Source organism: Streptomyces plumbidurans, assembly GCF_019857225.1.
In the GTDB taxonomy this organism is placed as follows: domain Bacteria; phylum Actinomycetota; class Actinomycetes; order Streptomycetales; family Streptomycetaceae; genus Streptomyces; species Streptomyces plumbidurans.
The window spans coordinates 322,588-348,769 of the sequence record NZ_JAFJSY010000001.1 but is presented as its reverse complement, the minus strand read 5'-3'; the positions used below and the strand labels follow the sequence as shown (position 1 = coordinate 348,769).

The 26,182-nt window shown below is 72.7% G+C and carries 23 protein-coding genes and 1 pseudogene; 9 read left to right on the top strand and 15 right to left on the bottom strand.

The window, feature by feature from the left end:
- Nucleotides 1–668 (top strand): SbcC/MukB-like Walker B domain-containing protein (locus tag JYK17_RS01550; RefSeq protein ID WP_308011624.1); only part of this gene is annotated, 668 nt, incomplete at its 5' end.
- A 43-nt stretch (nucleotides 669–711) separates the two neighbouring features.
- On the opposite strand, the gene JYK17_RS01545 is transcribed toward JYK17_RS01550, so the two are convergent.
- Complete coding sequence (locus JYK17_RS01545) at nucleotides 712–1,158, bottom strand: Lrp/AsnC family transcriptional regulator (RefSeq protein WP_108009947.1); 447 nt, start codon at nucleotides 1,156–1,158, stop codon at nucleotides 712–714.
- Between the two features lie 94 nt (nucleotides 1,159–1,252).
- On the opposite strand from JYK17_RS01545, the gene JYK17_RS01540 reads away from it, so the two are divergent.
- From JYK17_RS01540 to JYK17_RS01530, 3 genes are all read left to right on the top strand, one after another.
- The gene (locus tag JYK17_RS01540) at nucleotides 1,253–1,732 is read left to right on the top strand and encodes a rhodanese-like domain-containing protein (RefSeq protein WP_222809595.1); all 480 of its coding nucleotides are present in this window, start codon (nucleotides 1,253–1,255) and stop codon (nucleotides 1,730–1,732) included.
- Nucleotides 1,733–1,779: 47 nt separating this feature from the next.
- The gene (locus tag JYK17_RS01535; protein WP_222809594.1) at nucleotides 1,780–2,292 is read left to right on the top strand and encodes an immunity 21 family protein; all 513 of its coding nucleotides are present in this window, start codon (nucleotides 1,780–1,782) and stop codon (nucleotides 2,290–2,292) included.
- Nucleotides 2,293–2,394: 102 nt separating this feature from the next.
- Nucleotides 2,395–3,240 (top strand): SDR family oxidoreductase, encoded by an 846-nt coding sequence (locus JYK17_RS01530; RefSeq protein WP_222809593.1) that lies wholly within the window; start codon nucleotides 2,395–2,397, stop codon nucleotides 3,238–3,240.
- A 541-nt stretch (nucleotides 3,241–3,781) separates the two neighbouring features.
- Here the strand turns inward: JYK17_RS01530 and JYK17_RS01525 are convergent.
- Both JYK17_RS01525 and JYK17_RS01520 read right to left on the bottom strand, forming a co-directional pair.
- Entirely contained in the window at nucleotides 3,782–5,473 is a 1,692-nt protein-coding gene (locus JYK17_RS01525) for a DUF885 domain-containing protein (RefSeq protein WP_108009941.1), read from the bottom strand.
- A gap of 33 nt (nucleotides 5,474–5,506) precedes the next feature.
- Entirely contained in the window at nucleotides 5,507–5,998 is a 492-nt protein-coding gene (locus JYK17_RS01520) for an Lrp/AsnC family transcriptional regulator (RefSeq protein ID WP_108009939.1), read from the bottom strand.
- Nucleotides 5,999–6,057: 59 nt separating this feature from the next.
- Between JYK17_RS01520 and JYK17_RS01515 the strand changes: the two genes are divergently transcribed.
- Nucleotides 6,058–7,272, top strand: coding sequence for a trans-sulfuration enzyme family protein (locus JYK17_RS01515; protein ID WP_222809592.1), 1,215 nt, complete (start codon nucleotides 6,058–6,060; stop codon nucleotides 7,270–7,272).
- A 63-nt stretch (nucleotides 7,273–7,335) separates the two neighbouring features.
- Here JYK17_RS01515 and JYK17_RS01510 read toward each other — a convergent pair whose 3' ends face one another.
- From JYK17_RS01510 to pdxR, 5 genes are all read right to left on the bottom strand, one after another.
- Entirely contained in the window at nucleotides 7,336–8,664 is a 1,329-nt protein-coding gene (locus JYK17_RS01510) for a GNAT family N-acetyltransferase (RefSeq protein ID WP_372464887.1), read from the bottom strand.
- A 162-nt stretch (nucleotides 8,665–8,826) separates the two neighbouring features.
- Complete coding sequence (locus JYK17_RS01505) at nucleotides 8,827–11,487, bottom strand: DUF7824 domain-containing protein (RefSeq protein WP_222809590.1); 2,661 nt, start codon at nucleotides 11,485–11,487, stop codon at nucleotides 8,827–8,829.
- Nucleotides 11,484–12,890, bottom strand: a complete 1,407-nt coding sequence (locus JYK17_RS01500) for an SWIM zinc finger family protein (protein WP_222809589.1) — start codon at nucleotides 12,888–12,890, stop codon at nucleotides 11,484–11,486. Before JYK17_RS01500 ends, JYK17_RS01505 begins: the two co-directional genes overlap by 4 nt.
- A gap of 161 nt (nucleotides 12,891–13,051) precedes the next feature.
- Complete coding sequence (locus JYK17_RS01495) at nucleotides 13,052–14,635, bottom strand: alkaline phosphatase D family protein (RefSeq protein ID WP_222809588.1); 1,584 nt, start codon at nucleotides 14,633–14,635, stop codon at nucleotides 13,052–13,054.
- Nucleotides 14,636–14,820: 185 nt separating this feature from the next.
- Complete coding sequence (gene pdxR / locus JYK17_RS01490; RefSeq protein ID WP_234547501.1) at nucleotides 14,821–16,335, bottom strand: MocR-like pyridoxine biosynthesis transcription factor PdxR; 1,515 nt, start codon at nucleotides 16,333–16,335, stop codon at nucleotides 14,821–14,823.
- Here pdxR and JYK17_RS01485 point away from each other — a divergent pair.
- Nucleotides 16,326–17,219, top strand: a pseudogene (locus JYK17_RS01485) (EamA family transporter); the annotation flags it as partial. The gene pdxR and the pseudogene JYK17_RS01485 sit on opposite strands and share 10 nt — an antisense overlap.
- Nucleotides 17,220–17,264: 45 nt before the next feature.
- Here the strand turns inward: JYK17_RS01485 and JYK17_RS01480 are convergent.
- Nucleotides 17,265–18,113: an alpha/beta fold hydrolase gene (locus tag JYK17_RS01480; protein ID WP_222809587.1), complete on the bottom strand. Its 849-nt coding sequence runs from the start codon at nucleotides 18,111–18,113 to the stop codon at nucleotides 17,265–17,267.
- A 92-nt stretch (nucleotides 18,114–18,205) separates the two neighbouring features.
- Complete coding sequence (locus JYK17_RS01475) at nucleotides 18,206–18,859, bottom strand: NADPH-dependent F420 reductase (protein WP_222809586.1); 654 nt, start codon at nucleotides 18,857–18,859, stop codon at nucleotides 18,206–18,208.
- Between the two features lie 111 nt (nucleotides 18,860–18,970).
- On the opposite strand from JYK17_RS01475, the gene JYK17_RS01470 reads away from it, so the two are divergent.
- Nucleotides 18,971–19,855 carry an RNA polymerase sigma-70 factor gene (locus tag JYK17_RS01470; RefSeq protein WP_128803758.1) on the top strand — a complete coding sequence of 295 codons (885 nt, stop codon included), beginning with the start codon at nucleotides 18,971–18,973 and terminating at the stop codon, nucleotides 19,853–19,855.
- A gap of 191 nt (nucleotides 19,856–20,046) precedes the next feature.
- Nucleotides 20,047–20,808, top strand: coding sequence for a GntR family transcriptional regulator (locus JYK17_RS01465; RefSeq protein WP_128803759.1), 762 nt, complete (start codon nucleotides 20,047–20,049; stop codon nucleotides 20,806–20,808).
- Nucleotides 20,809–21,007: 199 nt separating this feature from the next.
- On the opposite strand, the gene JYK17_RS01460 is transcribed toward JYK17_RS01465, so the two are convergent.
- Nucleotides 21,008–22,165: an ROK family protein gene (locus tag JYK17_RS01460; RefSeq protein ID WP_108009921.1), complete on the bottom strand. Its 1,158-nt coding sequence runs from the start codon at nucleotides 22,163–22,165 to the stop codon at nucleotides 21,008–21,010.
- Nucleotides 22,166–22,426: 261 nt separating this feature from the next.
- Here JYK17_RS01460 and JYK17_RS01455 point away from each other — a divergent pair, with 261 nt between their 5' ends.
- Nucleotides 22,427–22,867 (top strand): hypothetical protein, encoded by a 441-nt coding sequence (locus JYK17_RS01455; RefSeq protein WP_108009919.1) that lies wholly within the window; start codon nucleotides 22,427–22,429, stop codon nucleotides 22,865–22,867.
- A 46-nt stretch (nucleotides 22,868–22,913) separates the two neighbouring features.
- Here the strand turns inward: JYK17_RS01455 and mug are convergent, their stop codons facing one another.
- The 4 genes from mug to JYK17_RS01435 all read right to left on the bottom strand — a co-directional run bounded on the left by mug (nucleotide 22,914) and on the right by JYK17_RS01435 (nucleotide 26,142).
- The gene (mug, locus tag JYK17_RS01450; RefSeq protein WP_108010178.1) at nucleotides 22,914–23,459 is read right to left on the bottom strand and encodes a G/U mismatch-specific DNA glycosylase; all 546 of its coding nucleotides are present in this window, start codon (nucleotides 23,457–23,459) and stop codon (nucleotides 22,914–22,916) included.
- Nucleotides 23,456–24,898, bottom strand: coding sequence for an adenylosuccinate lyase (purB, locus tag JYK17_RS01445; protein ID WP_128803761.1), 1,443 nt, complete (start codon nucleotides 24,896–24,898; stop codon nucleotides 23,456–23,458). The genes mug and purB overlap by 4 nt, the downstream gene beginning before the upstream one ends.
- Before the next feature lie 107 nt (nucleotides 24,899–25,005).
- Entirely contained in the window at nucleotides 25,006–25,350 is a 345-nt protein-coding gene (locus tag JYK17_RS01440) for a DUF4326 domain-containing protein (RefSeq protein WP_108009915.1), read from the bottom strand.
- Nucleotides 25,351–25,359: 9 nt separating this feature from the next.
- Nucleotides 25,360–26,142, bottom strand: a complete 783-nt coding sequence (locus tag JYK17_RS01435; RefSeq protein WP_108009913.1) for an SGNH/GDSL hydrolase family protein — start codon at nucleotides 26,140–26,142, stop codon at nucleotides 25,360–25,362.
- Nucleotides 26,143–26,182: the final 40 nt, after the last annotated feature.

Below are 26,182 nucleotides of genomic sequence, written 5' to 3'. Positions count from 1 at the left end.
GGCTGCGCGAGGCCGCCTCCGCGCGCGACGCGGCCGCCCGCCGCTGCAGCGAGCTCGACCGGCTCTCGGCCCGCTCGGCCGCGGGCGTACGGCGCCTGGCCCCGCTGCGCGAGGAGTACGACCGGGTCGCCCGCCTGGCCACGCTCGCCGCGGGCACCTCCGCGGACAACGAGCGCAAGATGCGCCTGGAGTCGTACGTCCTGGCGGCACGCCTGGAACAGGTGGCCGCGGCGGCGAGCATACGGCTGCAGCGCATGTCGTCCGGCCGGTACACCCTGGTCCACTCCGACGACCGCAGCGGACGCGGGCGCAGCGGCCTCGGACTGCATGTCGTCGACGCATGGACGGGACGGGAGCGGGACACGGCGACGCTGTCGGGCGGCGAGACGTTCTTCGCGTCGCTGGCACTCGCCCTCGGTCTCGCGGACGTCGTCACCGACGAGGCCGGCGGGGTCCGCCTGGACACGCTCTTCATCGACGAGGGCTTCGGCAGCCTCGACGACCAGACCCTCGACGAGGTCCTCGACGTCCTCGACTCGCTGCGCGAGCGAGACCGCAGCGTCGGCATCGTCAGCCATGTGGCCGACCTCAGACGCCGTATCCATGCGCAACTTGAGGTCGTGAAGGACAGATCCGGGTCCGTGCTGCGGCAGCGGGGCACCCGGTAGCGCTACCGGGCATCCGGTAGCGCTACCGGGTACCCCGGCCGGGTCAGTGGCCGAGGGGGCGCCGGGGCAGCGGGGAGGAGTAGACGACGCTCGTGGTCACCGAGCCGAGCGCGCCGATCCTGCCCGCCACCTCTTCCAAGTGGCGCATCGTGCGCGCGGCGACCTTGATGACGAAGCAGTCGTCGCCCGTCACATGGTGGGCCTCCAGGATCTCGGGCATCACGGCGACCAGGTCGTGGAAGGGCTTGTAGTTGCCGGTGGGATACCGCAGCCGTACGAACGCCAGGATCGGCAGCCCCAGTCGGTCGGGGTCGACGACGGCGGCGTAGCCCTGGATGACACCCGCCTCCTCCAGCCGGCGCACCCGTTCGGTGACCGCGCTCGGCGACATGGAGACGGCACGCGCCAACTCGGCGAAGCTGGCGCGGCCCTCGCGCTGGAGGACATCGAGGATGCGCCAGTCGGTGGCGTCCGGGGAATACGCGGTCATCAGGGAGGGATAGCAGGGAAATCCCCGGCGGATCAAGGGGAAGGCCGGGGATCGCTGCTTCAGACGGCCGCAGGACCTGCATAGATTCATGCCCATGACCACCACTGACACCGTGAACCCCGTCCTGCGGGTGCCGCCCGCGGCCCCTGCGGAGGCAGCCGCTCACTTCCGTGCGAGCCTCGCCTTCCACGCCGACGTCTCGGACGTCGCCGCCGCGCCGGCCTCCGACGGCGACCCCGGCTTCGTCGTCCTGGACTCCCGCTCCACCGAGGCCTGGGACCAGGGCCACATCCCCGGCGCGGTCCATCTGCCCACCGCGCTCATCCCCGAGCAGGCCGCTCAACTCCTCGACAGGGCCGTGCCGGTGGTCACCTACTGCTGGGGCCCCGGCTGCAACGGCGCGACCCGGGCGGCACTCGCCCTGGCGCAACTCGGTTACCAGGTCAAGGAGTTGCTCGGCGGCTTCGAGTACTGGGTGCGTGAGGGCTTCGAGTTCGAGACCTGGGAGGGTCGTGAGCGCCGGGCCCCTGACCCTCTTACGGCGCCGATGCTTGGGGACAGCTGCGGCTGCTGAGACGGGAGCGGAGTGGTGGGTTCCGTGGGCGTGTACGGTTCTGCGCCATGGTGCGATACTCGGAATCCGGTGTGGTGGAGTGGGTCCAGTCGGGTGGTGGGCCGCTGGTTGCGGTGCCGGAGACGGTCCTACCGTTCTGGACGGGCGCGGACGGCGAGGAGAACGCCTCCGACTACGACCGGGCCTGCGAGATCGACGGATATCTGGGGCTGCTCCCGGTCGGTGACTCGGCCGCCCTCGTCCTCGGTGACCAGCCCGCCTCCACCGCCTTCCTGCCGGAGCACGGCGCCTTCGTACGGCTGTGGGCGGCGGACTCCGAGGACGAGGTCCTGGCCGGTGTCGCAGCGGCCTTCACCTCGGCGGACTGGGGCCAGGAGGTGAGGTGGGAAGTGCCCGGCACCGTTCTGCTGTTCGACTCGGCATGGCCCGGCAACGACACGGACCGGACCGACTGTCTCCGGGTCGAGCTGGAACCGGGCAGGTACGCGGTGCGCGCGGCCAACGTCCAGCCGGGGCCGGAGACTTGGCTGGGGCTCGTACAACTGCGGCGGCTTGCTTAGCACTTGGCGCACGGCGCCAGCACTTGGCGAGCCGTACCGGAAACGCACGCCTCGCAGATATTGGCGTGCGTCGCAGGGCAGTCGTCCCCATCATGGTCACCCATGCCCCTGCTGCCGCACCCCACCCCCGAAGACCTCCGCCGCGACCCCCTGCCCCTGCGCGGTCGTACCGCCCTGGTGACCGGTGCGAGCCGCCGGGCCGGCATCGGACATGCCGTGGCCCGGCGGCTCGCCGCGTACGGGGCGAGCGTGTATCTGCACCATCATGTGCCGCACGACGCCGCCATGCCCTGGGGCGCCGACCGCATCGAGGACGTGGTCGCGTCCGTGCGCGCGGCACTCGGTGACCCCGCGGCACGTGTCGTCGCGGGCCCCGGCGACCTGAGCGACCCGTCCGCGCCCGCCGAACTGATCGCCACCGTGGCCACGGCACTCGGCGGCCGGCTCGACATCCTCGTCGCCAACCACGCCCTCAGCGGCAGCGACGGCACCCTCGACACGATCGACGCCGCGATGCTCGACGCGCACTGGGCCGTCGACACCCGCTCGGTGCTGCTCCTCGTCCAGGCCTACGCCCGCCACCGCGCCACCCTGCCGCCGCGCACCCCCGGCGGACGCGTCGTCATGATGACCTCCGGCCAGGACATCGCCTCCGGCATGCCGAACGAGATCGCCTACGCCCTCCAGAAGGGCGCCCTCGCCTCGATCACCCGCTCCCTGTCGACCACACTCACCGAGCAGGCGATCACGGTGAACACCATCAACCCCGGCCCCGTGGACACCGGTTACGCCACCGGCGAGACCTACGACGCCATCGCCGCCCTCTCCCCAGCAGGCCGCTGGGGCATGCCCGACGACCCGGCCCGCCTCATCGCCTGGCTCACCACGGACGAGGCGCACTGGATCACGGGGCAGGTGATCGCTTCAGAGGGGGGATTTCGCCGCTGACGCGGGGGCGATCTTTATGGGGGGCTGGGGAGTTGGGCGGCTGTTGACGGGGGCCTGGGCTCGGGCGGGCTGAGGAGTTGGGCTGGATGTTGGCGGGGCCGCGTCTTGGGTGGGCTGAAGGGCTTGGGTTGACGGCGGGCCCGGGTCGGGTTTTGGCCGGCTAGGGGGATTGGGCGGGCTCGGGGGCTTGGGTTGGCCGCGGGCCAGGGCCAGGCTCGAGCGGGCTCGGGAGCTGGTTGGCTGCTGGCCCCGAGCCGTGCCTGAAGCGGGCTCTGGAGCCAGACTCGCCGCTGACCTGAGTGGCCGTGAACGGGTCGGGAGCTGGGGCGGCCGCTGATCTGGCCTGGGCCTTGAGGCGGCTCATGAGTCGGACCCGCTGCTGGCCCGAGCAGGCTCGGAGAGGGACCGGAACCCCAGCCACGGCCTCCGCCTCCCGGTCCCAGCAACCCGGCACCGAAACCCCGGGCCAGGGTCCCGGACCCCGGGCCCGCAACTTCGGCGCCCGGAGCCCAACCCCAGCCCCGCCCCCTAACCCCAACCCTCAGAGCCGCGAAAGCTCATCCACCAAGTCGTCCAGGCCGAGCGACCCCTGGGACAGTGCCGCCATGTGCCAAGCCTTGAGGTCGAAGTTGGCGCCGTGGCGTGCGCGGGCGTTTTCGCGGCCCTGGAGCCAGGCGCGTTCGCCGAGTTTGTAGCCGATGGCCTGGCCGGGGATGGTGAGGTAGCGGGTCAGTTCGCTTTCGACGAAGTCTGCCGGGCGGCTGCTGTGCGCGCCGAAGAACTCCTGGGCGAGCTCGGGGGTCCAACGCTCGCCGGGGTGGAAGGGGGAGTCCGCCGGGATGTCCAGCTCCAGGTGCATGCCGATGTCGACGATGACCCGGGCGGCGCGCATCATCTGCGCGTCGAGGTAGCCGAGGCGCTGCTCCGCGTCGGTGAGGTAGCCGAGCTCGTCCATCAGCCGTTCCGCGTACAGCGCCCACCCCTCGGCGTTGGCGCTGACCCCGCCGATGGTGGCCTGGTAGCGGGAGAGGTTCCCGGCGACGTGGGCCCACTGCGCGAGCTGGAGGTGATGCCCCGGGACGCCCTCGTGGTACCAGGTCGAGACGAGGTCGTAGACCGGGAAGCGGGTCTGCCCCATGGTCGGCAGCCACGTACGGCCGGGGCGGGAGAAGTCCTCCGAGGGTGCCGTGTAGTACGGCGCCGCCGCGCTCCCGGGCGGGGCGATGCACGACTCCACCTTCCGTACCCGCTCGGCGAGTTCGAAGTGCGTGCCGTCCAGCTCGTCGATCGCCTGGTCCATCAGGCCCTGCAGCCAGTCGCGCACCTCGTCGACGCCGTCGATGTGCTTGCCGTGCTCGTCGAGATGCGCGAGCGCCACCCACGGAGTCTCGGCGCCGGGCAGGATCTTCTCGGCCTCCTGCTTCATCTCGCCGAGCAGCCGGTGGAACTCCGACCAGCCGTACGCGTACGCCTCGTCCAGATCGAGGTCCGCACCGTTGAAGTAGCGCGCCAGGCGGCCGTAGCGCTCGCGGCCCACCGTGTTCGGCGCGCCCTCGATGGCGGGCGTGTACACGTCGCGCATCCAGTCGCGCAGCTCCACGACCGCAGCGGTCGCCGCGCGCGCCGCCTCGTCCAGCTCCGCGCGCAGCGCCTCCGGGCCCGCCGAGGCGAAGTCCTCGAACCAGCCGCGGCCCTTGCCGTCCGTGTCCGACCACTCGGTGAGCTGCTCGACGAACGTGGCCGTCGGGCGCGGAGCGGCGTACAGCTTGCGCTCCAGACCCAGCGAGAGGGACTCGCGGTATCCGGCGTACGCGGCGGGTACGGCGCGCAGGCGCTCGGCGATCGCCGCCCAGTCCTCCTCGGACTGGTTCGGCGTCACGGTGAAGACGTCGCGCACCGAGTGCGCGGGCGTGGCCATGTTGCCGACCGCGCGCAGGCCCTCCTCGGCGTCGTGCACGGCGAGTTCGGCGTTCAGCCGCTCGCGCAGCAGACGGCCGCAGCGGCGCTCGATGTCACTGTCCGCGCCGGGCTGCCGCTCGGCCTCGTCGAGCCGCTCCAGAGTCCGCCGGGCCAGCTGTGCGAGCGCCTCCTGGCCCCCGGGCGACAGATCGGGCAGCCTGCTCGAACTCTCCTTCACACCGAGGTACGTACCGGTCACCGGGTCGAGGGCGATGAGCTCGTCGACGTAGGCGTCGGCGACCTCTCGGGGCAGCGGGTTCGTGGTCTGTGACATGCGGTCCATCCTCATACGAGGGGCCGGTGCACGTCACCCTGATTGTGCCGAGGGCGTAGGCGGAAGCAGCGGTCCGCAGTCCCACTGCTGGAAGATCAACCGGGTCTCGACACGGGCCACTTCCCGCCGAGACGTGAACCCGTCCAGGACCAGCCGCTGCAGATCGGCCATGTCCGCGACCGCGACATGGACCAGGTAGTCGTCAGGACCGGTCAGATGAAAGACCGTGCGGGACTCGGGCAGCGCCCGGATCCGCTCCACGAACGGACCCACCAGCTCCCGCCGGTGCGGCCTGACCTGCACCGAGAGCAGCGCCTCAAGGCCTCGCCCGAGCTTCGCCGGATCGAGCCGCAGCTGATGCCCGAGGATCACGCCCGCGCGGCGCAGCCGCGTCACACGGTCCAGGCAGGTCGACGCCGCCACGCCGACCTGCGCGGCGAGGTCGCGGTAGGTGGTCCGGGCGTCGTTCTGCAGCAGCCGCAGAAGATCAAGATCCACCGGATCCAGTACGACAGACTCGGTCATCGGCCGAACGTAGCACGGCACCTGCGGACCGGTGTCCGGTGGTTGTTCATCCTCCGTGCATGGACTCCACGCGAGCACTGCCCGGCTCCACGCGAGCACTACCCGCCTCCACGAGAGCACTGGCCACCGAAGCCGTCCACGCCGGCCGCGACGACCTCGCCCGGCAGGGACTGCACGCCGCGCCGATCGACCTGTCGACCACCTACCCGTCGTACGACAGCCGGGGCGAGGCGGCCCGTATCGACGCCTTCGCCACCACCGGCGCCGAGCCCGAGGGCCCGCCCGTCTACGGGCGCCTGGGCAACCCGACGGTCGCCCGCTTCGAGACCGCGCTGGCCCGCCTGGAGGGCACGGAGTCGGCGGTCGCCTTCGCCAGCGGCATGGCGGCACTGACGGCCGTCCTCCTCGTACGCGCCTCGACGGGCCTGCGCCACGTCGTCGCCGTACGCCCCCTGTACGGCTGCAGTGACCATCTGCTGACCGCCGGGCTCCTCGGCTCGGAGGTGACCTGGACCGACCCCGCCGGGATCACGGACGCCCTGCGCCCCGACACCGGTCTGGTGATGGTGGAGTCCCCGGCCAATCCGACCCTCGCCGAACTGGACCTGCGGGCCGTCGTGCACGCCTGCGGCTCCGTCCCGCTGCTCGCGGACAACACGTTCGCCACGCCGGTGCTGCAGCGCCCGGTCGAACAGGGCGCACGGCTGGTGCTGCACAGCGCCACCAAGTACCTCGGCGGACACGGCGACGTGATGGCGGGCGTCGTGGCCTGCGACGAGGAACTCGCCGGGCAACTGCGGCAGGTCCGGTTCGCCACCGGCGGCGTACTGCACCCGCTCGCCGGCTATCTCCTGCTGCGCGGCCTCGCGACCCTCCCGGTGCGCGTCCGGGCCGCCTCGGCCAACGCCGCCGAACTCGCCGGCCGGCTCGCCGCCGACCCGCGCGTCACCCGCGTCCACTACCCGCGCATCGGCGGCGCGATGATCGCCTTCGAGGTCGCCGGCGACCCGCACGAGGTCATCGCCGGCGTCCGCCTCGTCACCCCGGCCGTGAGCCTCGGCAGCGTCGACACCCTCATCCAGCACCCGGCCTCCATCAGCCACCGCATCGTCGACGCCGACGACCGCCGCACAGCAGGCGTCAGCGACCGCCTGCTGCGCCTCTCGGTGGGCCTGGAGGACGTGGAGGACCTCTGGGCGGACCTGGACAATGCGTTGGGGCGCGTCGGCGTCCCGCCAGGGGCGCGGGAATTGGGGCGCGTCAGCGCCCCGTAAGGGGCGCGGGGAACTGCGCGACAAGCCACAGCGGACCGCTAGCCGCCATACGCCCCCCAACCCCTACGGCGCCTCGCCCCTCCCCGACTCACCCGCAAACTCACCCGCACGAGACAACTCCCCCCGCTCCCGTACGGAACCCCCGTCCAGCCGCGCAGTGATCACCAGGGTCCCCTCCTCGACCTGATAGTCGAGGGGGAGCCCCAGGCCCCGCATCGCGGCGACCATCCCGGTGTTGGACGCCTGCGTCACGGCGTACACGCTCGCGCACCCCGCCTCGACGGCCATCCCGACCAGCCGCTCCAGCAGTTCGGAGCCGATGCCGCGCCGCTGCCACTTGTCCTCGACCAGCAGCGCGACCTCCGTCTCGTCCCCGTCCCACAGGAGGTGGCCGAGGCCGACGACGCGCCCCGAGGCGGTCTGCACGGCCAGGGTGCGGCCGAAGCGGGGGCTGAGCAGGTGGTTGAGGTAGCGGTCCGCGTCGCCGACCGGCCCGTGATAGCGCCTGCCGAGCGTGGCCGCCGAGCACCGCTCGTGCATGGCCCTCGCGGCCTCCAGGTCGCGTTCGTCGGCCCGGCGCACGGTGATCTCGTTGCCCTCGGGCAGCGTCAGCACGTCCTGGCTGCGCGGCAGGCGCGGTCCGAGCAGGCCGTCCAGCTCCACCAGGGCCCGTGCACGGGCGAACTCGGTCGGGGTGAACGGCAGATACGGCCGCTCCACGGCGATCACTCCGCCCTCGGGCGCCCGCAGGCGCATCACGGTGTCCTCAAGAACCCCTTCGACGGGGACTCCCATGACGGGGGTCCCATCGACGGGGACGCCCTCCGCCGCCCGGCCGCCGCCACCGCCGACCGGCGCGGCAGGCCGCTGACGGATCGTGCACCGGCCGAGCAACTGCCGCAGCGCGAGCGGCAGTTCCGCCGCGTCCAGCGCCGTGCGCGCGGCCAGGCCCAAGACCCGGGTCGGCGCGTCCACCAGGTCATGGGCGTCGGCTCGCTCCATCCAGGTGTCGGCGCCCCCGGCCCGCGAGATCACCCGGTCGAGGTCGGTCGCCATCAGCTCACCGGGGGCGCGCAGCAGGAACTCGTCCACCGTCCCCTCGGCCAGCGGATGCGTCTGCAGGCTCAGGATGTCGACCCGTCGCTCGGCGAGCGCCGTGCACAGCACGGCCAGCGAGCCAGGTTCGTCCTGCACCGTCGTCCGCATCCGCCACAGCGCGCTGTCCGCGCGCGGCCCGGTCCGCGGCGCCGGCGGCAGCGACCGGGCGCCGGTATCGCCCGTCGGCGGTGCATGACCGTGGCGGCGTGTCCACCACGTGTGGAACCCCTCGGCGGCGGCGCGGACGACCGCCCGCACGGTCCGGGCCTGCTGTGCATGCGTCACTTCAGACATGTCTCGACTCATGCAACTACTGTGAAGGAAGGGTGTTGCGTGATCACGAACGCTCTGTGACCGATGGGTAAAGCGTCCCTATGCTCCTTTTGTCAAACTTTTGACTGTTGCTCCCGCTGCCCTGTTCCTTCCGCGCTCCCGTCGCTCGCGTGCCGCACACCATCAGGCCGCCCGCTCCGGCGCGAGCGCGGTTCGCAGGCGGCGGGCCTGGGACACCAGCCGGGACGAGCCGCGGCGCTGTGCCGCCTGCGCCAGGTGCGGCAGTTCGCCCCGCGCCCCGCAACGCTCGGCGCACTCCGCTGCCACCGCCAGCAGATCACCGAGCCCGCGGGCCGACGCGCTCATGCCGCCCACCGCGATTTCGGCCAGCAGCACGGGCAGGGTGTGCCGCAGCATGCCCCAGATCGTGGCGTTGGCGCCCGTGGCCGCCGCAGTCCGCGCCGACTCCGCGAGCCGCAGCGGCTTGACGGCCCCGCGGCGTATCAACTGCCCCAGATCCGCGCCCAGTCGGGCCGCGTCGAGTTGTCCGCGCGCTGCCAGTGTCAGCAGCGCGTCCACCGCGGCGAGCCGGTCCTCGGGGTGCCGGGCACCGAGACCGTACGCCAGGCACAGATGCACGGCCTCGCCCGCCGCACCTCCCGACTCGGCCAGCAGCGGCAGGAACGCGGCGGCTCCCCGTATGTCGTCGGCGGCCGCGGTGGACACGTCGCGCAGCAGCCGCACGGCCACCAGCTCGCGCCGCTCGGGCAGCAGCGCCAGCCAGTGGCGGCGTAGGTCCTCGGCCCAGTGGTAGCAGTACCAGCGCTGCCCGTAGACGCTCACCGGCCGGCCGAGCGGGCGGAACTCCGCCGGGAAGTCCTCCTGCAGCTCAGGGAGTTCACCGCATTCGAGCAGGATGCGGTCGCCCGAGATCCGCCGCCTGGCAACCGGAAGTTCCGGGCCCTGATGGGTGAGCCGGCGGGCGAGACGCGTGCCCTCTGCCGTGCCGAGCGCCGCCGCACGCCCGGCGGCCGCCTCGGTCGCGGCCCCGTCCTCGCGCCGCACCCGCAGCAGCGCCTGCGCGAAGTCCGCCGAGCCGACACGGGCGCCCAGGCGGCCGTACTCGGCGAGGCGGTCCACCAGTTCGTCCGGCTCCAGCAGGCCCGTGCCCCAGGTGGGCGTCGACAGCAGGAACGGCAGCGGGTCGGTCCGCAGCCGGTAGGCCACCTCCCACAGGCGGGCTTCGAAGGCCCGGGAGAGCGGGCTGTGCACACAGGCCTCGGCCGCCGTGCCCCGCTGGACCGACCTCAGAAGCGTCGCGGTGTGCACACGTCCATGGAGGGCGGCGAGAAGGAGATCGAGCCCGTCGGCGGCGCTGTGCACGCGGTTGCCACGGCCGAAGTGGTCGTCGGCGCGCATGACATGTCCGGGATCAGTGCTGTTCCACCAGCGGCGGGTGACCACGGGCGTGAGCGCTTCGCGGAGAGCGTCACGGTCCCGGTGGGCATGGCGCACGAGGCCGTCCAGTGCCCGCTCGAACGCGGCCACGTCCCCCTCCGATGCCATCAGCGCCCCCACCTCCTCGGTGAGTTCCGCCGCCGACTCCGGGGCGGGCGCGAGCCGGACCGGCTCCGGTGCCGGCGGCAGCATCTCCTCGTAGGCGAAAGGTTCGGGCCCGGCCTGCTCGGCCCCCAGCGTCCGCACCGCCCGGATGCGGAGGGCGGGGATCAACTGGTCGGCAGCCGACGTCAGTTGGGCCCGTACCTCCGCCGACTCGGCCTTCTTCAGATGGCGTTCCACCAGCTTCAGCGCCCGCTCCTGCACCTCGGAGTCCTCGTGACCGAAGGCCTGCGCGACGGCGGGCAGCAGCTCCTCGGCGGTGGAGGCGTCGCGGGTGAGGATCTTCCCGAGCAGGATGAGCTGGGCGCGCACCAGCTTCTTCTCGGGGCGGAACAGCACCGCGTCGGACATCTCCGCCAGCTGCCGCGGCGTCGGCCCGCCGTCCAGGGCGAGGCCGCCCAACACCGACTGGGCGTACGAGGCGACCGGCGAAACCGCGTCGGAGGCGAGGGCCAGCCAGTCGGCGATCCGTGCCCGCTGCTCCTCGGGCGTGAGGGAGAGATCCTTCAACAGGCGCAGAAACGCCCGCTGATCGGCGGCCGAGCCGCCCCGCAGCAGCCGGGCCACGCAGGCGTCGATCATCGCCCCGCGGTCGAGGGTGCCCTCGGCGGCGAGCTGGGTGAGCGCGCCGTACCAGCTGTTGGGGCCGTCGCCCGCCAGCCACCCGAAGAAGCCGCCGATGTCGTCGGTCTCGAAGAGCGCGGCCACGAGCTGCGGCAGATACGGGTCCTGCCGCAGCCGGTTCAGCACCGTCTCCTCGCGCTGCCAGGTCGCGCCGACGTGGCCCAGCCAGCCCCGCACATAGGCATCGGTGGTCGGCACCGGGCAGCCCGACAGCCGCACCAGGCCCGCCATCAGTTCGTACGGCACATCGGCGCTCGCCGGCCGCTCGGCCAGCCGGTGGGTGACGTCGGCGAGCCACTTCGGATCACGGTCGCCCAGGATGCGCAGCAGCAGTGCCGGTGCAATGCCGGACCAGCGCATGTCGGCGGCGGCGATCCAGGCCGCCACGGCCGCCGCGCCCGTCTGGCACGCCACCCCGGCCACATACAGCGGCGGATACGCGCGCCGCGAGGCGGCATCCCAGGGAGCCGCCCGCAGCTCCTTGCGCAGCGCCTTCAACTGCCCGAAGACCGCGCGCCGTTCGGCATCCGTCATCTCGTCGAGCAGGCTCACCGCCTCGGCCGTCCGCCCCGCCCGTACCGCATCCATCAGCGCATTCATCGCACACCCCCGTCGACCCGTGTCCTGCCCTGCTCCACCGCGGTGCCGCCGCGCCGCACCATCCGCACCGCCAGCGCGTGCTTGCACGGCCCCCGGCCGCCGCGGTACTTCGCCCACCACAGGCAGCTGCAGCTGAGCACCCCCGACTCGTCCCGCACCCGGTGCACATGACCGTCCTCCGCCGTCACCGTCCCGAGGGAGCCGTCCAGCGTGACCGCGCCCGCGGCCACCAGCGCCCGGGCCGAACGCAGTCTCGGGTTGTGCCGCTCCACCCGCTCGGCGTCGTAGGGCAGTTCACGGTGGAAGTAGGCCGCCTCCGCCGTGTCGTAGCCCACCCGGCCCGAGGTGCCCAGACGGATCAGGGCGGCGCGGACCCGCTCGGCCGTGAGGCCGGAGGAGGCGGCCAGATCGGACACGTCGATACGCGGCTCCCAGGCGAGCAGCACCGAGATCAGCTCCGCGTCCTCGGCGGCCTCGTCGGTGGCGAGCGCGTCGAGGACACCGCCCTCCCCGGAGAACCCGCGCGAGGCGTCCGGCGACAGCGTGAGCGTCAACCGCATCCCGGGCAGGACGGCCTCCCACGCGCTCGCCGCGGAGGCGGTGCCCGCGGCCGCGGGACCGTAGACCCGCAGCGCCGTCGCGTGCCGCAGGACGCGCTGGAGCGCGATCAGCCGCTCCGGGCCGGGCAGGCACACCGCGCCGGGTACCGGCCGGGTGGTCGGGCGCAGGGTGCCGCCCGCCGGCACCACCCACCGCGGGCCCGTTGCGGCGCCCCGCCCGCCGCCGCGCGGCAGCGAACGCAGGAACCGCACGGCCTCGGCCGCGGGCAGCTCGGCCCGCAGATCGAAGCCGCCCGCGATTACCTGGGCCTCCGCGAACCCCCGCAGCCACCGGTCCGGCAGCGGCACCTTCTTCTCCACGACCGGGCCGTCCAGCGTCGTCACGGCCAACTCCTCGGGCCCGACCCGCAGATGCAGCGGATCGTCGGAGCCGATCCGGGAGAGGGCCTCGCGCAGTGGGTTGTTGACGTCGACGTTCGTCGTGCCGTGGCCCACCTGGCTGCCGTCCAGGCCTGGCTCCAGCACGTCCAGCCGGGCGTACACCCCGCAGCAGCCCGAGAAGGACTCGAAGCGCAGCCGGTCGCCGTTGCCCGTCACCACCGGGTCGAGCGAGGCGCTCAGCTGCCGCTGGTAGTAGCGCGCGGCGGCCACGTCCGCCACGGCGAGCAGTCCCGCGGCGGCCACCTGAGGGGACGTCAGGAAGCCCGCGAAGAAACGGGGATGGTCTTCGGCCCCGCGGGGTGTGGCACCCTGCGAGGTCTCCAGTCCCAGGCGTCGTTCGCCCGCCGAGGACTCCAGCACGGAGGGTCGTCGATAGGCCACGGCCTGCAAAGATCGCGTCATGGAAAAACCGTAGGGCCGACCACTGACAATCCGTTCCGACCTGCAAGAACAGTCGTGCCGGGACGAGTTCGCGGCTCCGGCTCAGACGGGCCGCCGGACGCGCGAAGGCCGCGCACCGGGGGATGACGCCGGTACGCGGCCCACCGGAAAGGGTACGGGAGCTACTGGCCTACGCGGCCCGGCTGCAGCGATTTGGTGAACAGCACCGTGCCGTCGTACTCGCGCAGCCGCACCGTCAGCTCTCCGCTGCCGCCGTCGATGTCGACCTCGCCGAAGAACTGGTAACCCTCGGCCGGCGAGACGTTCGAAGCGGTCGGCGCCTTGACGAACACCCGGTCCGGGCCGAAGGTGCCGTCCAGCGCGTTGGCCGGGAACGAGCCCGCGTTCAGCGGCCCGGACACGAACTCCCAGAACGGCTCGAAGTCCTTGAACGCGGCGCGCGAGGGGTCGTAGTGCTGGGCCGAGGTGTAGTGAACGTCCGCGGTCAGCCACACCGTGCCGGTGATGCGGCGGTGCTTGATGTACCGCAGGAGCTCCGCGATCTGCAGTTCGCGGCCCAGCGGCGCGCCCGGGTCGCCCTGGGCGACGGCCTCGATGTTGGCCTTGCCCTCGTTCGTGTCGGGCACGACGAGGCCGAGCGGCATGTCGGCGGCGATGACCTTCCACACCGCCCGCGACCGCGACAGCTCGCGCTTGAGCCATTCCAGCTGCTCGGCGCCGAGAATGCCCTGCGGGTCGACTGTCTGGTCGTCGGACGAGTTGGCGTTGCGGTACGTGCGCATGTCGAGCACGAAGACGTCGAGCAGCGGGCCGTGGTGGTGGACGCGGTAGATCCGGCCGTCCGGGCGGCCGCTGATGGTCGAGATGGGGAAGTACTCGGAGAAGGCCCGCCGGGAACGCACGGCCAGGTCGTCGAGGCGGGTGCCGGCCGGGTAGGGGGTGCCGGTGGCGATGACCTCGCCCGGGTACCAGTTGTTGCGGACCTCGTGGTCGTCCCACTGGATGACGCCTGGCACCTGCGCGTTGAACCGGCGCAGCGCCTGGTCCAGCAGGTTGTAGCGGAAGTTCCCGCGGAAGTCGTCGAGGGTGACCGCGACGTGCGACTTCGCCTCTGTGGTGACATTGCGGTACAGGCTGCCGTCGGGCAGCGCCTGGGTCGCCGAAAGGGCGCCGTCGGCATAGATGTTGTCGCCGCTGCACAGGAAGAAGTCCGGGTCCGTGCGCGCCATGGCGTCGAAGATCCGGTAGCCGCCGATGGACTCGTTGATGCCCCAGCCCTGGCCCGCCAGGTCGCCGGACCACACGAACTTGACGCCGTCGCGCCGTCTCGCGGGCGCCGTGCGGAACGTGCCGGTCACCGGCTCGCCGGTGCGGCGCGGGTCGTCAGGGTCGGCGAGCAGCACGCGGTAGTGGATCTGCTCGCCCGAGGGCAGACCGTGCAGCCGGGTCGTGCCGGTGAAGTCCGAGTCCGCACCGAGCAGCGGGCCGTGCCAGCGGTGCGGTGCGCGGAACGACTCCGTCGCGGACGTCTCGACGATCATCCGGGCCGGGCGGTCGGAGCGCACCCACACCAGGCCCGAGTCGGCGGTCACGTCTCCTGCCTGCACGCCCCAGTCTGCCTTGGGGCGTCCCGAGAGGGCGAAGGCGGGTGCCGCGCCGAGGGCGGTGGGCACGGTCAGCGCCGCCGAAGCGGCGAGGGTGCCGCGCAGCACGCTGCGGCGGCCCGGGAACAGACGGTGTGACATGGATGCGCCTCCAGGGACGGGATCCGGCCAGTGTGCGATGCCACAACTACTGGTGCGCCGCAGCGCGCACGGAAACCCCAAGTGAACAACTGACCCCGGAGGCAACGGAACCGGCATGCCGGGGAGGGGGCTTCGAAGCGGAAGGAACAAGCCGTACGGCCGCTCCGGCACGGCTCCGGTACCGGTCAGGCCGCCTCCGCGGCACCCGCCATCAGCCGCACGCCCGCCCGGATCCGTGCGGGTGAGAGATGCGCGTACACGAGGACGAGCCGTACGTCCCCGTCGTCGTCGTGTCCGGCACGCGCGTGCGTGTAGTCCGTCAACGGGCGTACGGCGATTCCGGCCGCGGCCATGCGAGCCAGGAAGACGTCCTGCGGGCCGTACCGGCGCGGGAACGCGGCGATGACGTGCAGCCCCGCCGCGATGCCGGCGACCTGCGAGCCCGGGAAGTGCTCCTCCAGGGCGGCCACCAGCGTGTCGCGCCGTTCGCGGTACGCGCGCTGGCAGCGGCGCAGTTGCCGGTCGTAGTCGCCGTGCTCGACGAAGCGGGCGAACAGCGCCTGGTCGAGGGTGGGATGGCCCAGATCCATGGTGCGCTTGCGCTCGATCACCTCGTCGGCCAGCGACTCCGGTATGAGCAGCCAGCCCAGCCTCAGACCCGGCGCGAGCGACTTGCTGACCGAACCGGCGTAGGCCACGTGCTCCGGGTCGAGGCCCTGCAGCGCGCCCACGGGGGCGCGGTCGTAGCGGAAGTCGCCGTCGTAGTCGTCCTCCAGGACCATGCCGTCCACGGAGCGCGCCCACTGGAGCAGTTCAGTGCGGCGGCGCGCGGAGTAGGCGATTCCGGTGGGGAACTGGTGGGAGGGCGTCGTCACCACGGCCCGCACGCCCGACTCCCGGAGCGGTCCTACGACGACTCCCTCGCCGTCCAGCGGCAGCGGCACGGTGGTGACGCCGGCCGAGGCGTACAGGGCGTCGTGCTGAGGGCTTCCGGGATCCTCGACGCCGATGGTGCGCACCCCGCGCGCGTGGAGCACGAATCCGAGCAGGGCCGTCGCCTGCGCCACCCCGGAGACGACGACGATCCGCTCCGGGTCCGCGACCACGCCCCGGCGGCGCGCCAACAGTTCCGCCAGCGCGGTACGCAGCCGTGGCAGCCCGCGCGGATCGGGATACCCGAGGTCGTGGTGGGGCAGCTCCGTCAGGACGGCGCGCTGTGCCGCGGCCCAGGCGGAGCGCGGGAACAGCGACAGGTCCGGCGTGCCCGCCACGAAGTCGGCGCGCGTACCGGGGGAGCGCGGAGCGAGGTCACGCGCGCGTGGCGGCGCGGCGCGCACGGCACCCCCGACCCAGGTGCCCGCGCCTCGCCCGCTGCGCAGATAGCCCTCCGCCGTCAACTGCTCGTACGCCTCGGTGATCAGCCCCCGTGACACCCCGAGGTCGGCGGCGAGGTCGCGGCTCGACGGCAGCCGTGTGCCCGGCGCCAGCCTCCCCGTGCGCACCGCCTCGCGCAGCGCCGCCTGCAGTGACCGTCCACGCGTGCGTGCCGGAGCGGAGACGGCGGGCAGCAACAGCTCCCAGGCGGGGGAGCCGCCCGGCGCATCCGTGCTCCCGGCCGGGTCGGGCGCCCCAGCCCCGTCGTCGGCCCCGTCACGAGCCGCGCCCCGAGCCTCGTGCCGATTGGTCTCCGATGGCGTCATGGAAATGGACCTTAAACCGGACCGCCGCGCTGCCTAGCGTCGCCGCCATGAACGCCACCACCGCGCGCGGGGCCCTGCTCGCCGCGCTCGCCTGTGTCCTCGTCGGCGGGTCCTTCACCGCGAACAGCGTCCTCGGCCACTACCCGTACGCGGGCGGCCAGTTCCTGCGCTACGGCCTGGCCTGTGTGCTGCTCCTGCCCCTGGCCCGGGCAGGTGCGGCCGCCCGGTTGCGGGCGTTCGCGCCCCGCCAGTGGCTGCGCCTCGCGCTGCTCGCCGCCGTCGGCATGGTCGGCTTCAACCTGGCGGTGATCGCGGCCGAGCGCTCCGCCGAACCGGCCGTGCCCGGCGTCTTCGTGGGCTGCGCGCCCGTGGTCGTGGGGGTCGTCGTCCCGCTCCTCGACAGCCGCAGGCCCCAACGCACCGTGCTGTGCGGGGCGTTGCTGGTCGCCTGCGGTGCCTTCACCGTCCAGGGGTGGGGCCGTACGGACGGCACCGGAATCGCCTGGTCCGCCTGCGCGCTGGTCGGCGAGGTCGGCTTCGCCGTGCTCGCCGTGCCCGTCCTGCGGCCACTGGGGCCCCGGCTGCTGTCCGCCACGGTGTGCGGCATCGCGGCGGTCGAGTCCGCGGCGGCCGGGCTGCTCGCAGACGGCTCGGCGTGGCTGCGGCGCCCCGACGCCACCGAGACCGCCGCGCTGCTGTGGCAGGCGGTGGTCGTCACCGTCGTCGGCTTCGTGTGCTGGTACATGGGCATGCAGCGGCTCGGCGCCGAGCGCGCGACGCTCTTCTCCGGCCTCATCCCGGTCGCCGCCGCCTGCACGGCCCCGCTCGCCGGAACGGGCTCCTACGGGGCCGCCCAGGCCCTCGGCAGCGCACTCGTCGGCGCCGGAGTCGCCCTCGGATCCGGTGCGTTGACCCGCGGGCGCGCGTCCTCAGCGGCGCGCGGCGGGGACCCGGCTGCCGTCCAGGATGACGCGGGCGACCAGCGCCGGGTCGTCGTTCATCGGGACGTGCCCGCAGCCGGGCAGCCGCACCAGCCGGGCCCGGGGGATCATCTGCTTGGCGCGTATCCCCTGACGGCGCACGAGCAGCATGTCCCGGGTGCCCCAGGCCACGGTGACCGGGAGGCCGGGGAGGTCGTCGGTGAACTGGACGGTCGTCCCGGCCCGCAGGGTCGCGTCGAAGCCCGTCGCCTGCGCGATGGCCAGCGTCTCGGCGACCACGGCCTCGGGTGAACGGCGGCCGGGGCGGGCGTAGATCGTGCTCGTCAGCATCGTCCGGCCTGCCGCCGAGCGCGACAGCCGCTGCACCAGGGGCAGTGGCAGCCGGCGGGCGATCTGCCGCATCCCGGTCAGCATGCCGAAGGCGTAGCGCCGCTCGGCCTGCGACCAGAACCCGGCCGGGGACAGCGCGGTCACGGACCGTACGAGCTTCTCGCGGCCGAGCTCCAGGGCGATCAGACCGCCGAGCGAGTTGCCCGCCACATGCGGACGCTCCAGCTCCAGCGCCTCGCAGAACGCGCCGAACAGGGCCGTCGTCGTGGGCAGGTCGTAGTCGAGCCCGTCGGGCAGAGCGGGGGAGACCCCGAAGCCGGGCAGGTCCACGGCGATCACGTCGCGTTCGGTCGCCAGGATGTCCACCACCGGGTCCCAGGCCTGCCGGTGATGACCGATGCCGTGCAGCAGGAGCAGCGGTTCGCCGCTGCCCACGCGCGCGTAGGACACGGTCACGGGCTGCGGGCCGCGTGGGGAGGGGACCTTGAAGGAGACGGTGGCGGACATGGGTTGCTCCTCGTGGGGGGCTCGCTGACGGACGCCGTGTAGACAGCTTGTCAGCAATTGCTACCCACGGGTAGCCCCGAGGTGCGCCGACATCAATTCCCGGTGTGGAACTCCAGGTTGAAATGCGTCTTGCCCAGAGTGCGCATGAGGTCCAGCCACAGCGGCAGGAACATCTCGACGCCGCGCGACGAGGCGATGCCGCCCAGGTCGAGCACCCGGTGCGCGGGCCAGCCGAACTCGCCGAGCATGCCGGTGACCTGCTCCTTGGCTCCCGCGTCCTCCCCGCACACGAAGATCTGGTGCTCGCCCGGCACCAGGGAGGGAGCCACCATCACCTCGCAGTTGACGGTGTTGAGCGTCTTCACCACGCGCGCGTGCGGATATGCGCGCTGGATCTGCTCGCCCGTGCTGTCCGACCCGACGGGGTCGAGCCGCACCTGTCCGTCCTCGAACCCGAGGGGGTTGGAGACATCGACGAGGACCTTCCCGTCGAGGTTCGCCGCCCCGGCCGCCTCCAGCGCGGCCAGCGCCACCCGCCCGCCGACCGCAACGACGACGACCTCCGCGGTGGAGGCCGCGTCCTCGAAGGTGCCGGCCCGCGCCCCGGCACCGGCCTCGCGCGCCCACTGCAGGGCCCCCGGATTGTCCTTGGCGCGTGAGCCGAGCGTCACCTCGTGGCCGAGTTCGACCAGCTTGGTGCCGAGCGTCCGGCCCACCACGCCCGTGCCCAGAACCGCGTACCGCATGGCTGCCTCCCGCGTCCGGACCGCCGCCCACCGGCGGATCGTGGGCCATTCTGCACCGGGACACGAGGATTTCTCCTGGACACAACCAGACACATCCCCTGGGATGGACCCGTGACGACCGAAACCGAGACCGACGTATTCGAAGAGCACCGCCCCGTACTGATGGGGGTCGCCTACCGCATGCTCGGGCGGGTGGCCGACGCGGAGGACGTGGTGCAGGAGGCCTGGCTGCGCTGGTCCGGCGGCGACCGCGGCGACGTGCGCGAACCGCGCGCCTATCTGGTGCGCATCACCACCCGCCTCGCCATCGACCGGCTGCGCCAGGTCAAGGCGCGCAACGAGGCCTACGTCGGCCCCTGGCTGCCCGAGCCCTATGCGACCGACTTCGGCGACACCGTCCCGGACGCCGCCGAGCGTGCCGTACTCGCCGACTCCGTCTCACTGGCCGTCATGGTCGTCCTGGAGTCGCTCTCGCCCCTGGAGCGCGCGGTGTTCGTCCTGCGGGAGGCCTTCGGCTACCCGTACGCCGACATCGCCGCCATGCTCGAACGCGGCGAGGCTGCGGTGCGCCAGCTCGCCGGCCGGGCCCGCAAGCACGTCGACGAGCGGCGGTCGCGCTACGAGGTCGATCCCGCACGGCGCCGCGAGCTGACCGAGCGGTTCCTCGCCGCCGCCGGGGAGGGCGACCTGGAAGGGCTCCTGGAACTGCTCGCACCCGACGTGCGGCTCGTGGGCGACAGCGGCGGCAAGTCCAGGGCGCCGCTGCGGGTCCTGGAGAGCGCCGACAAGGTGGGCCGCTTCCTCATCGGGGCCGCGGAGAAGGGTGTGCCGGACCCGACCGTCCGCCTCCTGGAGCTCAACGGAGGCATCGCGATCCTGGTCCTGTCGGCGGGCAAGCCGGACAGCGTCTTCCAGGTGGATGTCTACGAGGGCCGCATCCAGTCGGTCTACATCATGCGCAACCCGGACAAGCTGCAGTCCCTGGCCGCCTCCTAGGTTGCGGCCGTCCCGGCCGCACGAACGCCGTGTGAACGCTGTGCTGCGAGCGCCTCACGGTGTGCGAACAGGTTCCAGGATTGGTCTTGACCAAGGGTTTGGGCCGCCCTATGGTCGCAGATAAGTGCAACAACCTTTAATAAACAAGGGCGCTAAAACGCCGCCGGAACACGGCGATTGCGGAGGACAGGGTGGGGACCACGCAGTTGGAAACAGTGCCGGAACCGAAGTACTGGCACCTCAAGACCGTGCTCAGTGAGGCACTGGACTCCGAGTTCGCCGTGGGCGAGATCCTGCCCAACGAGCGCGACCTCGCCGCCCGCTTCGGCGTCGCCCGCGCCACGCTCCGCCAAGCGCTGGAGCAGCTGGAGCTGGAGGGCAGGCTGCAGCGCAGGCGCGGAGTCGGCACGACTGTCGCCCCGCCGCGCGTGGGTGTCGCCGTCGGCACCGAGCAGCACGCCTGGCCGGGTGTCTCCGGCGACGTCTGGCAGCCCGCGGACTGCGAGCTCACGGCACCGCCCGCCGCGGTCGCCGCGGCGCTGGAGACCGCTCCGGACGAGGCCGTGCACACGGTGCGGCGCTCCCGCGTCTCCCACGGCCAGCCCGTGGCCGCGGAGCTGCTCTACGTCCCGGCGTCGTCGGTGCCCGACCTGTCCGCCATAGACGCGCCGTCCGGACCGGCACGCGCGCGTGCCGTCCTGCGCGAGCTGCACCGCCTGGAGCTGGAGGGCCGCGACAGCGCGGTGGAGCTGGGCTCCGCCCGCGCGGACGACGCCAAGGAACTGGACCGCCTGCCAGGGGCGCCCGTCCTCGTCGTCACCACCCGCTTCCTCGCCGCCGGCCGCACCGCGGCCCTCTCCGTAGCCACCTACCGCGCAGACACCTGCCGACTGACCTTCGGCGACTCCGGAGGCGTGGAGATCCACCAGACCCCCGAACGCCGGGCCTCGTAGCCGACCCGCACCGCCGCGAACACCGCGCCCCGGAGCCATTGCGGGGCACCGCGCGTTACGGGGACCGCTCGATACCGGGCGGCGGGTCAGAGCCTGCCGTCGCCGAGGAGCGGGTCAGCGTCGTGCCGTGGCCGTACGGCGTTCAGAGGCCCCGCCGTCACCGTCCGGCGCTGAGCGCGGCCCCGTCGCCGTCCGGCGCTCAGCGTCGCGCCGTCACCGTTCCCTCCACCGCGAAGAGTTGCTCCTCTACGTGGTCCAGGGCGAGTCGGAGTGCGCCTGTTGCCACGGCGGCCTCGCCGAGAAGGGACAGGGCGACCTTCGGGGGGCGTAGGCAGTACCGTGCCAACTCGCGGCGGAGTGGGTCCAGTACGCCGTCCAGGCCGGCCGCCCAGCCGCCGATGACGACGAGTTCCGGGTCCATGGCCAGGACCAGTGCGGCCACGTCGTGCACGAGTCGCTGGATGAAGCGTTCGACGGCGGCGAGGGCCCGCTGGTCGCCCTCGCGGGCCTGTGCGAAGACCTCGGCGACCGCCTGTTCGTCGAGCGGGTGCAGCGGTTCGTCGGTGGTGGACAGCAGCGTCTCGGGCGTCGCCTCGCGGCCCAGCAGATGCAGCGCCCCGATCTCGCCGGCCGCCCCTCCGTACCCCCGGTGCAGCTGCCCCCCGATCAGCGATCCGGCCCCCGGGCTCAACCCCGCCAGCACGAACACCACGTCGTCGGACTCGGTGGCCGAGCCCTTCCAGTGCTCCGCGACCGCCGCGGCGTTGGCGTCGTTCTCCACCAGCACCGGGCACTTGAAGGACCGGCTCAGTCGCTCGCCGAGGCGCAGCCCCGTCCACTCGGGCAGCGCCGCGCACAGCTTCACCGTGCCGTCGGCCTCGACGATCCCGGGGGAGGCGACCCCCACGGCCCGCAGCGAGCCGCGCGAGACCCCGACCCGGCGCAGCAGCTCGGCCACGGTGGTGCGCAGCCGGTCCAGACGCTCCTCGGCGGGAGCCGACTCGTCGACGTCCTTGGCCGCCGAACCGAGCACCCGTCCGTCGAGATCGGCCAGCAGCGCGGCCACCCGGTGCGACCCGATGTCCAGGCCCAGCAGATGCCCCGCCTCGGCCCGGAACCGGAACCGCCGCGCGGGCCGCCCCTGCCGTCGTACGACGCTCTCGTCGGGTGCCTTCTCGATGACGTAGCCCGCCTCGATGAGTCCTTCGACGACACCCTCGACCGTCGGCCGGGACAGCCCGGTCAGCCGGGTGATCTCGGTGAGTGTCGCCGCGTCCGTGGCACGCAGCGCGTGCAGCACCACCGCGGAGTTGATCCTTCGCAGCAGCGAGGGATCCCCGCCGGTCAGCTGCCCCAAGGTCTCGTCCTCCCAGCTCGTGCGCGTGTTGGGCGGATCGTACTCGGCGCGGCGGAGCCCGGCGAGTGCCAGGGGAGGACCGACTGACCGGCCGGTCCGTCCGGGCCCGGCGCGGCACGCGGGCCGCCGACCCGGTGCGAGGGCAACCCGGCTCGTTCGCGCCCGTCCCCGCGAGCGGAACTCCCCGCTCCGGCAGCCGCGCCACGCCCACCCGACATAACGGCCCGCCAATTGTCAGTGCCACCCGCTTTACTGCATCACATGGACATCGCGAAATGGCTGTCCGTCGTCGAGCAGATGTGCGTCCGGGAGTTCCCCCGGGAGCACGTCAGGACGGACATCGGCACGGACGCGCCGGGATATCTGATAGCCGAGTTAAAGACCAGCGGGGACTTCTACGAGGACGGGGGCAGCGAGCGTGAGGAGACGGAGGCACAGTTCGAGGCCGACCGGGACGGGCTCGGAGCGCTGCTCAGCGAGCGGTGGGGACCGGTGGACGAGTTCAGCCTGAACAGCGTCTTCGAGCGCGCCATGGACGGCGAGGACATCGACGAGCCCTGGCGCTCCCTCAGCAACCACGTGCCCGACGTGCACCTGTGGAAGTGCGAGTCCGGCCGCTGGATCGCCCTCGGGATATCCCAGTGGGACGCCGAACTGCCCTTCCAACTGCTGGCGATAGCCACCGAGGTGGACCCGCACTGACCCCTCAGGACTGATCCCTCAAGGCTGCCCCCTTGAGACTGACCCCTCAGGTCTGCGCCGCCACCCGCAGTCGCGCGAACTCCTCCGCCATGGTCTGCGCCGTCCAATGCGCGTTCAGCCCGCTGGGGTTCGGCAGCACCCACACCCGCGTGTCCCCGATCGTCCGCTCCTGCGGCCCCACGCGGGCCTTGCGGTCGTCGAAGGCCGCCCGGTAGGCCGTGACCCCCACCACGGCCAGCCAACGCGGCCGCAGCTCCGCCACTTTCAGCGCCAGCAGTCGCCCGCCCTCGCGGTACTCCTCCGCGCTCAGCTCGTCCGCCCGCGCGGTCGCGCGCGCCACGACGTTCGTGATGCCGAGCCCGTACGACACCAACTCGCCTTGTTCCGACGGCTTCATGAGCCTCGGCGTGAAGCCGGACAGATGCAGCACCGGCCAGAAGCGGTTGCCGGGGCGCGCGAAGTGATGGCCCGTCGCCGCCGTCATCAGGCCCGGGTTGATGCCGCAGAACAGGACCTGGAGGCCGCCCGCGACCACGTCGGGGACGACGCGGTCGCGGGCCGCCTCCAGTTCTGCCTGGGTGAAGCGGGTCAGAGGATCGCCCCCGGCGCGTAACCCGCGGCCTCCGGGTGCTGCTTGGCGATCTCCTCGATGCGGGCGACGACGACACCGACCTGGTCGGCGGCCGCACCCGTGAAGGACAGCTTGTCGGCCATCAGCGCATCCAGCTGCGCGCGGTCGAGCGGGATGCGGGCGTCCGCGGCGAGCTTGTCGAGGAGTTCGTTGCGCTCGGCACCCTGCTCGCGCATCGCGAGCGCGGAGGCGACCGCGTTCTCCTTGATCGCCTCGTGGGCGACCTCGCGGCCGACACCCGCCCGCACCGCGCCCATCAGCACCTTCGTGGTGGCCAGGAACGGCAGGTAGCGGTCCAGCTCGCGGGCGACCACGGCCGGGAAGGCGCCGAACTCGTCCAGCACCGTCAGGAACGTCTCCAGCAGCCCGTCCAGCGCGAAGAACGCGTCCGGCAGCGCCACCCGGCGCACCACCGAGCAGGACACGTCGCCCTCGTTCCACTGGTCGCCCGCCAGCTCGCCGGTCATCGAGGCGTAGCCGCGCAGGATGACCATGAGGCCGTTGACGCGCTCGCAGGACCGCGTGTTCATCTTGTGCGGCATCGCGGAGGAGCCGACCTGGCCCGGCTTGAAGCCCTCGGTGACCAGCTCGTGCCCGGCCATCAGCCGGATGGTCTTGGCCAGCGACGAGGGCGCCGCCGCCAGCTGCACCAGCGAGGTGACGACCTCGTAGTCCAGGGAGCGCGGGTAGACCTGTCCGACCGAGGTGAACGCCTGCGAGAAGCCGAGGTGCCGGGCGATCCGGTCCTCCAGCTCGGCGAGCTTGCCGGCGTCGCCGCCCAGCAGGTCCAGCATGTCCTGCGCCGTGCCGACCGGGCCCTTGATGCCGCGCAGCGGGTAGCGGCCCAGCAGCTCCTCGACGCGGCCGTACGCCACCAGCAGCTCGTCGGCGGCGGTCGCGAACCGCTTGCCGAGGGTCGTGGCCTGGGCGGCGACGTTGTGCGAGCGGCCGGCCATGACCAGCTCTGCGTACTCGCCCGCCAGCTTGCCCAGCCGCGCCAGCACCGCCACCGTGCGGTCGCGCATCAGCTCCAGCGAGAGCCGGATCTGCAGCTGTTCGACGTTCTCGGTGAGGTCGCGGGAGGTCATCCCCTTGTGCACGTGCTCGTGCCCGGCGAGGGCGTTGAACTCCTCGATCCGCGCCTTCACGTCGTGCCGTGTGACCTTCTCGCGCTCGGCGATGGAGGCCAGGTCGACGGTGTCGAGGACACGCTCGTAGTCGGCGATCGCCTCGTCGGGCACCTCGATGCCGAGGTCCTTCTGGGCCCGCAGCACGGCGAGCCAGAGCTGCCGCTCCAGCTTCACCTTGTGCTCGGGCGACCAGAGCACGGCGAGCTCGGTGGAGGCGTAGCGTCCGGCGAGGACGTTCGGGATGCGGGGCTTGGCGGGCGCAGAAGTCACGTGTACGGATTCTACTGGCGATTCGTGCAGGCCAGCGCCATGCCCCCGTTCGTCGGAAGCTACGAGACCTGCGTCACCGCAGCCCGGAGCCCCCGCCCGGGAGTGGTTCACCCCGGCCCGGAGTCGGCGAGCTCCGCCAGTACGTTCGCGTGGCAGAGCTCCGGCGCGCACCAGCAGGCGAGCGTGCGCCCGCGCAGGTCGGGGACCAGTTCGAGCAGGTCGGGGCGCTCCAGGAGGTAAGCCCGGTACATCGCCATGACCTCGGTGCGGGTGCCGTCGCGGCGGCGCGTAGGGGTGTCGTAGGCGAAGGGGTTGAACAGCGGGTGCCGGGGCAGGTCCCAGCCGCCCATGGTCCAGCGGCGGCCGACGTAGAGGACCTCCTCGGGGGCGCGTTCCAGCCGGGGGCCCCACTCGTGGATGCGGCCCCTGACGTTGGTCACCCGCGTCGGCACGACGATCGCCTACGTCGCCGGGCCCTCGTAGGGCAGCAGTTCGGGGCGCTTGGGCGGCAGGCCGTCGCCGGAGGAGCGGCCGGTCAGGCGGCGGACGATCCATGGCAGCAGATGTTGCCGGGCGAAGCGGACGTCGGCGACCCGGCGGCTGGCCCAGCCCGGGGGCGGCGTCATGGCCATCGGCGTGTGCCAGTCGGCGTCCTCGGGGGCGTAGCCGAGCGTCTGCCAGACCGCCTCGGCGACCCTGCGGTGGCCCTCGGCCGTCAGGTGCAGCCGGTCCACGTCCCACATCCGGGGGTCGCTGAGCGACTCCGCCCCGTACAGGTCGACGACCACCGCGCCGTGCCGCCCGGCCAGCTCGTCGACGACGGTGAACAGCTCCTCCATGCGCGGCCGGAAGCGCTCCAGGACCGGCCCGCGGCGGCCCGGGCTGCGCATCAGCACCAGCTGCTCGCAGGCCGGAGCAAGGCGCTCGACGGCCTCGGTGAGCAGGGCCCGCACGCGCCCCATGTCGCACTTGGGCCGCAGGGTGTCGTTCAGCCCGCCGACCAGCGTGATCACGTCGGGGCGCATGGCCACGGCCACGTCGACCTGCTCGGCGACGATCTGCCCGATCAGCTTGCCGCGCACGGCAAGGTTGGCGTAGCGGAATCCGGGGGTCACCGCGGCCATCCGGGCGGCGAGGAGATCGGCCCAGCCCCGGTAGGAGCCGTCCGGCAGCAGGTCCGACATGCCTTCGGTGAAGGAGTCGCCGAGCGCGACCAGACTGGTGTGAGAGGGGTTCTTCTGCATGGCGAGAGCGATGATAACCGGGGTGCATACCCGTCGGTCG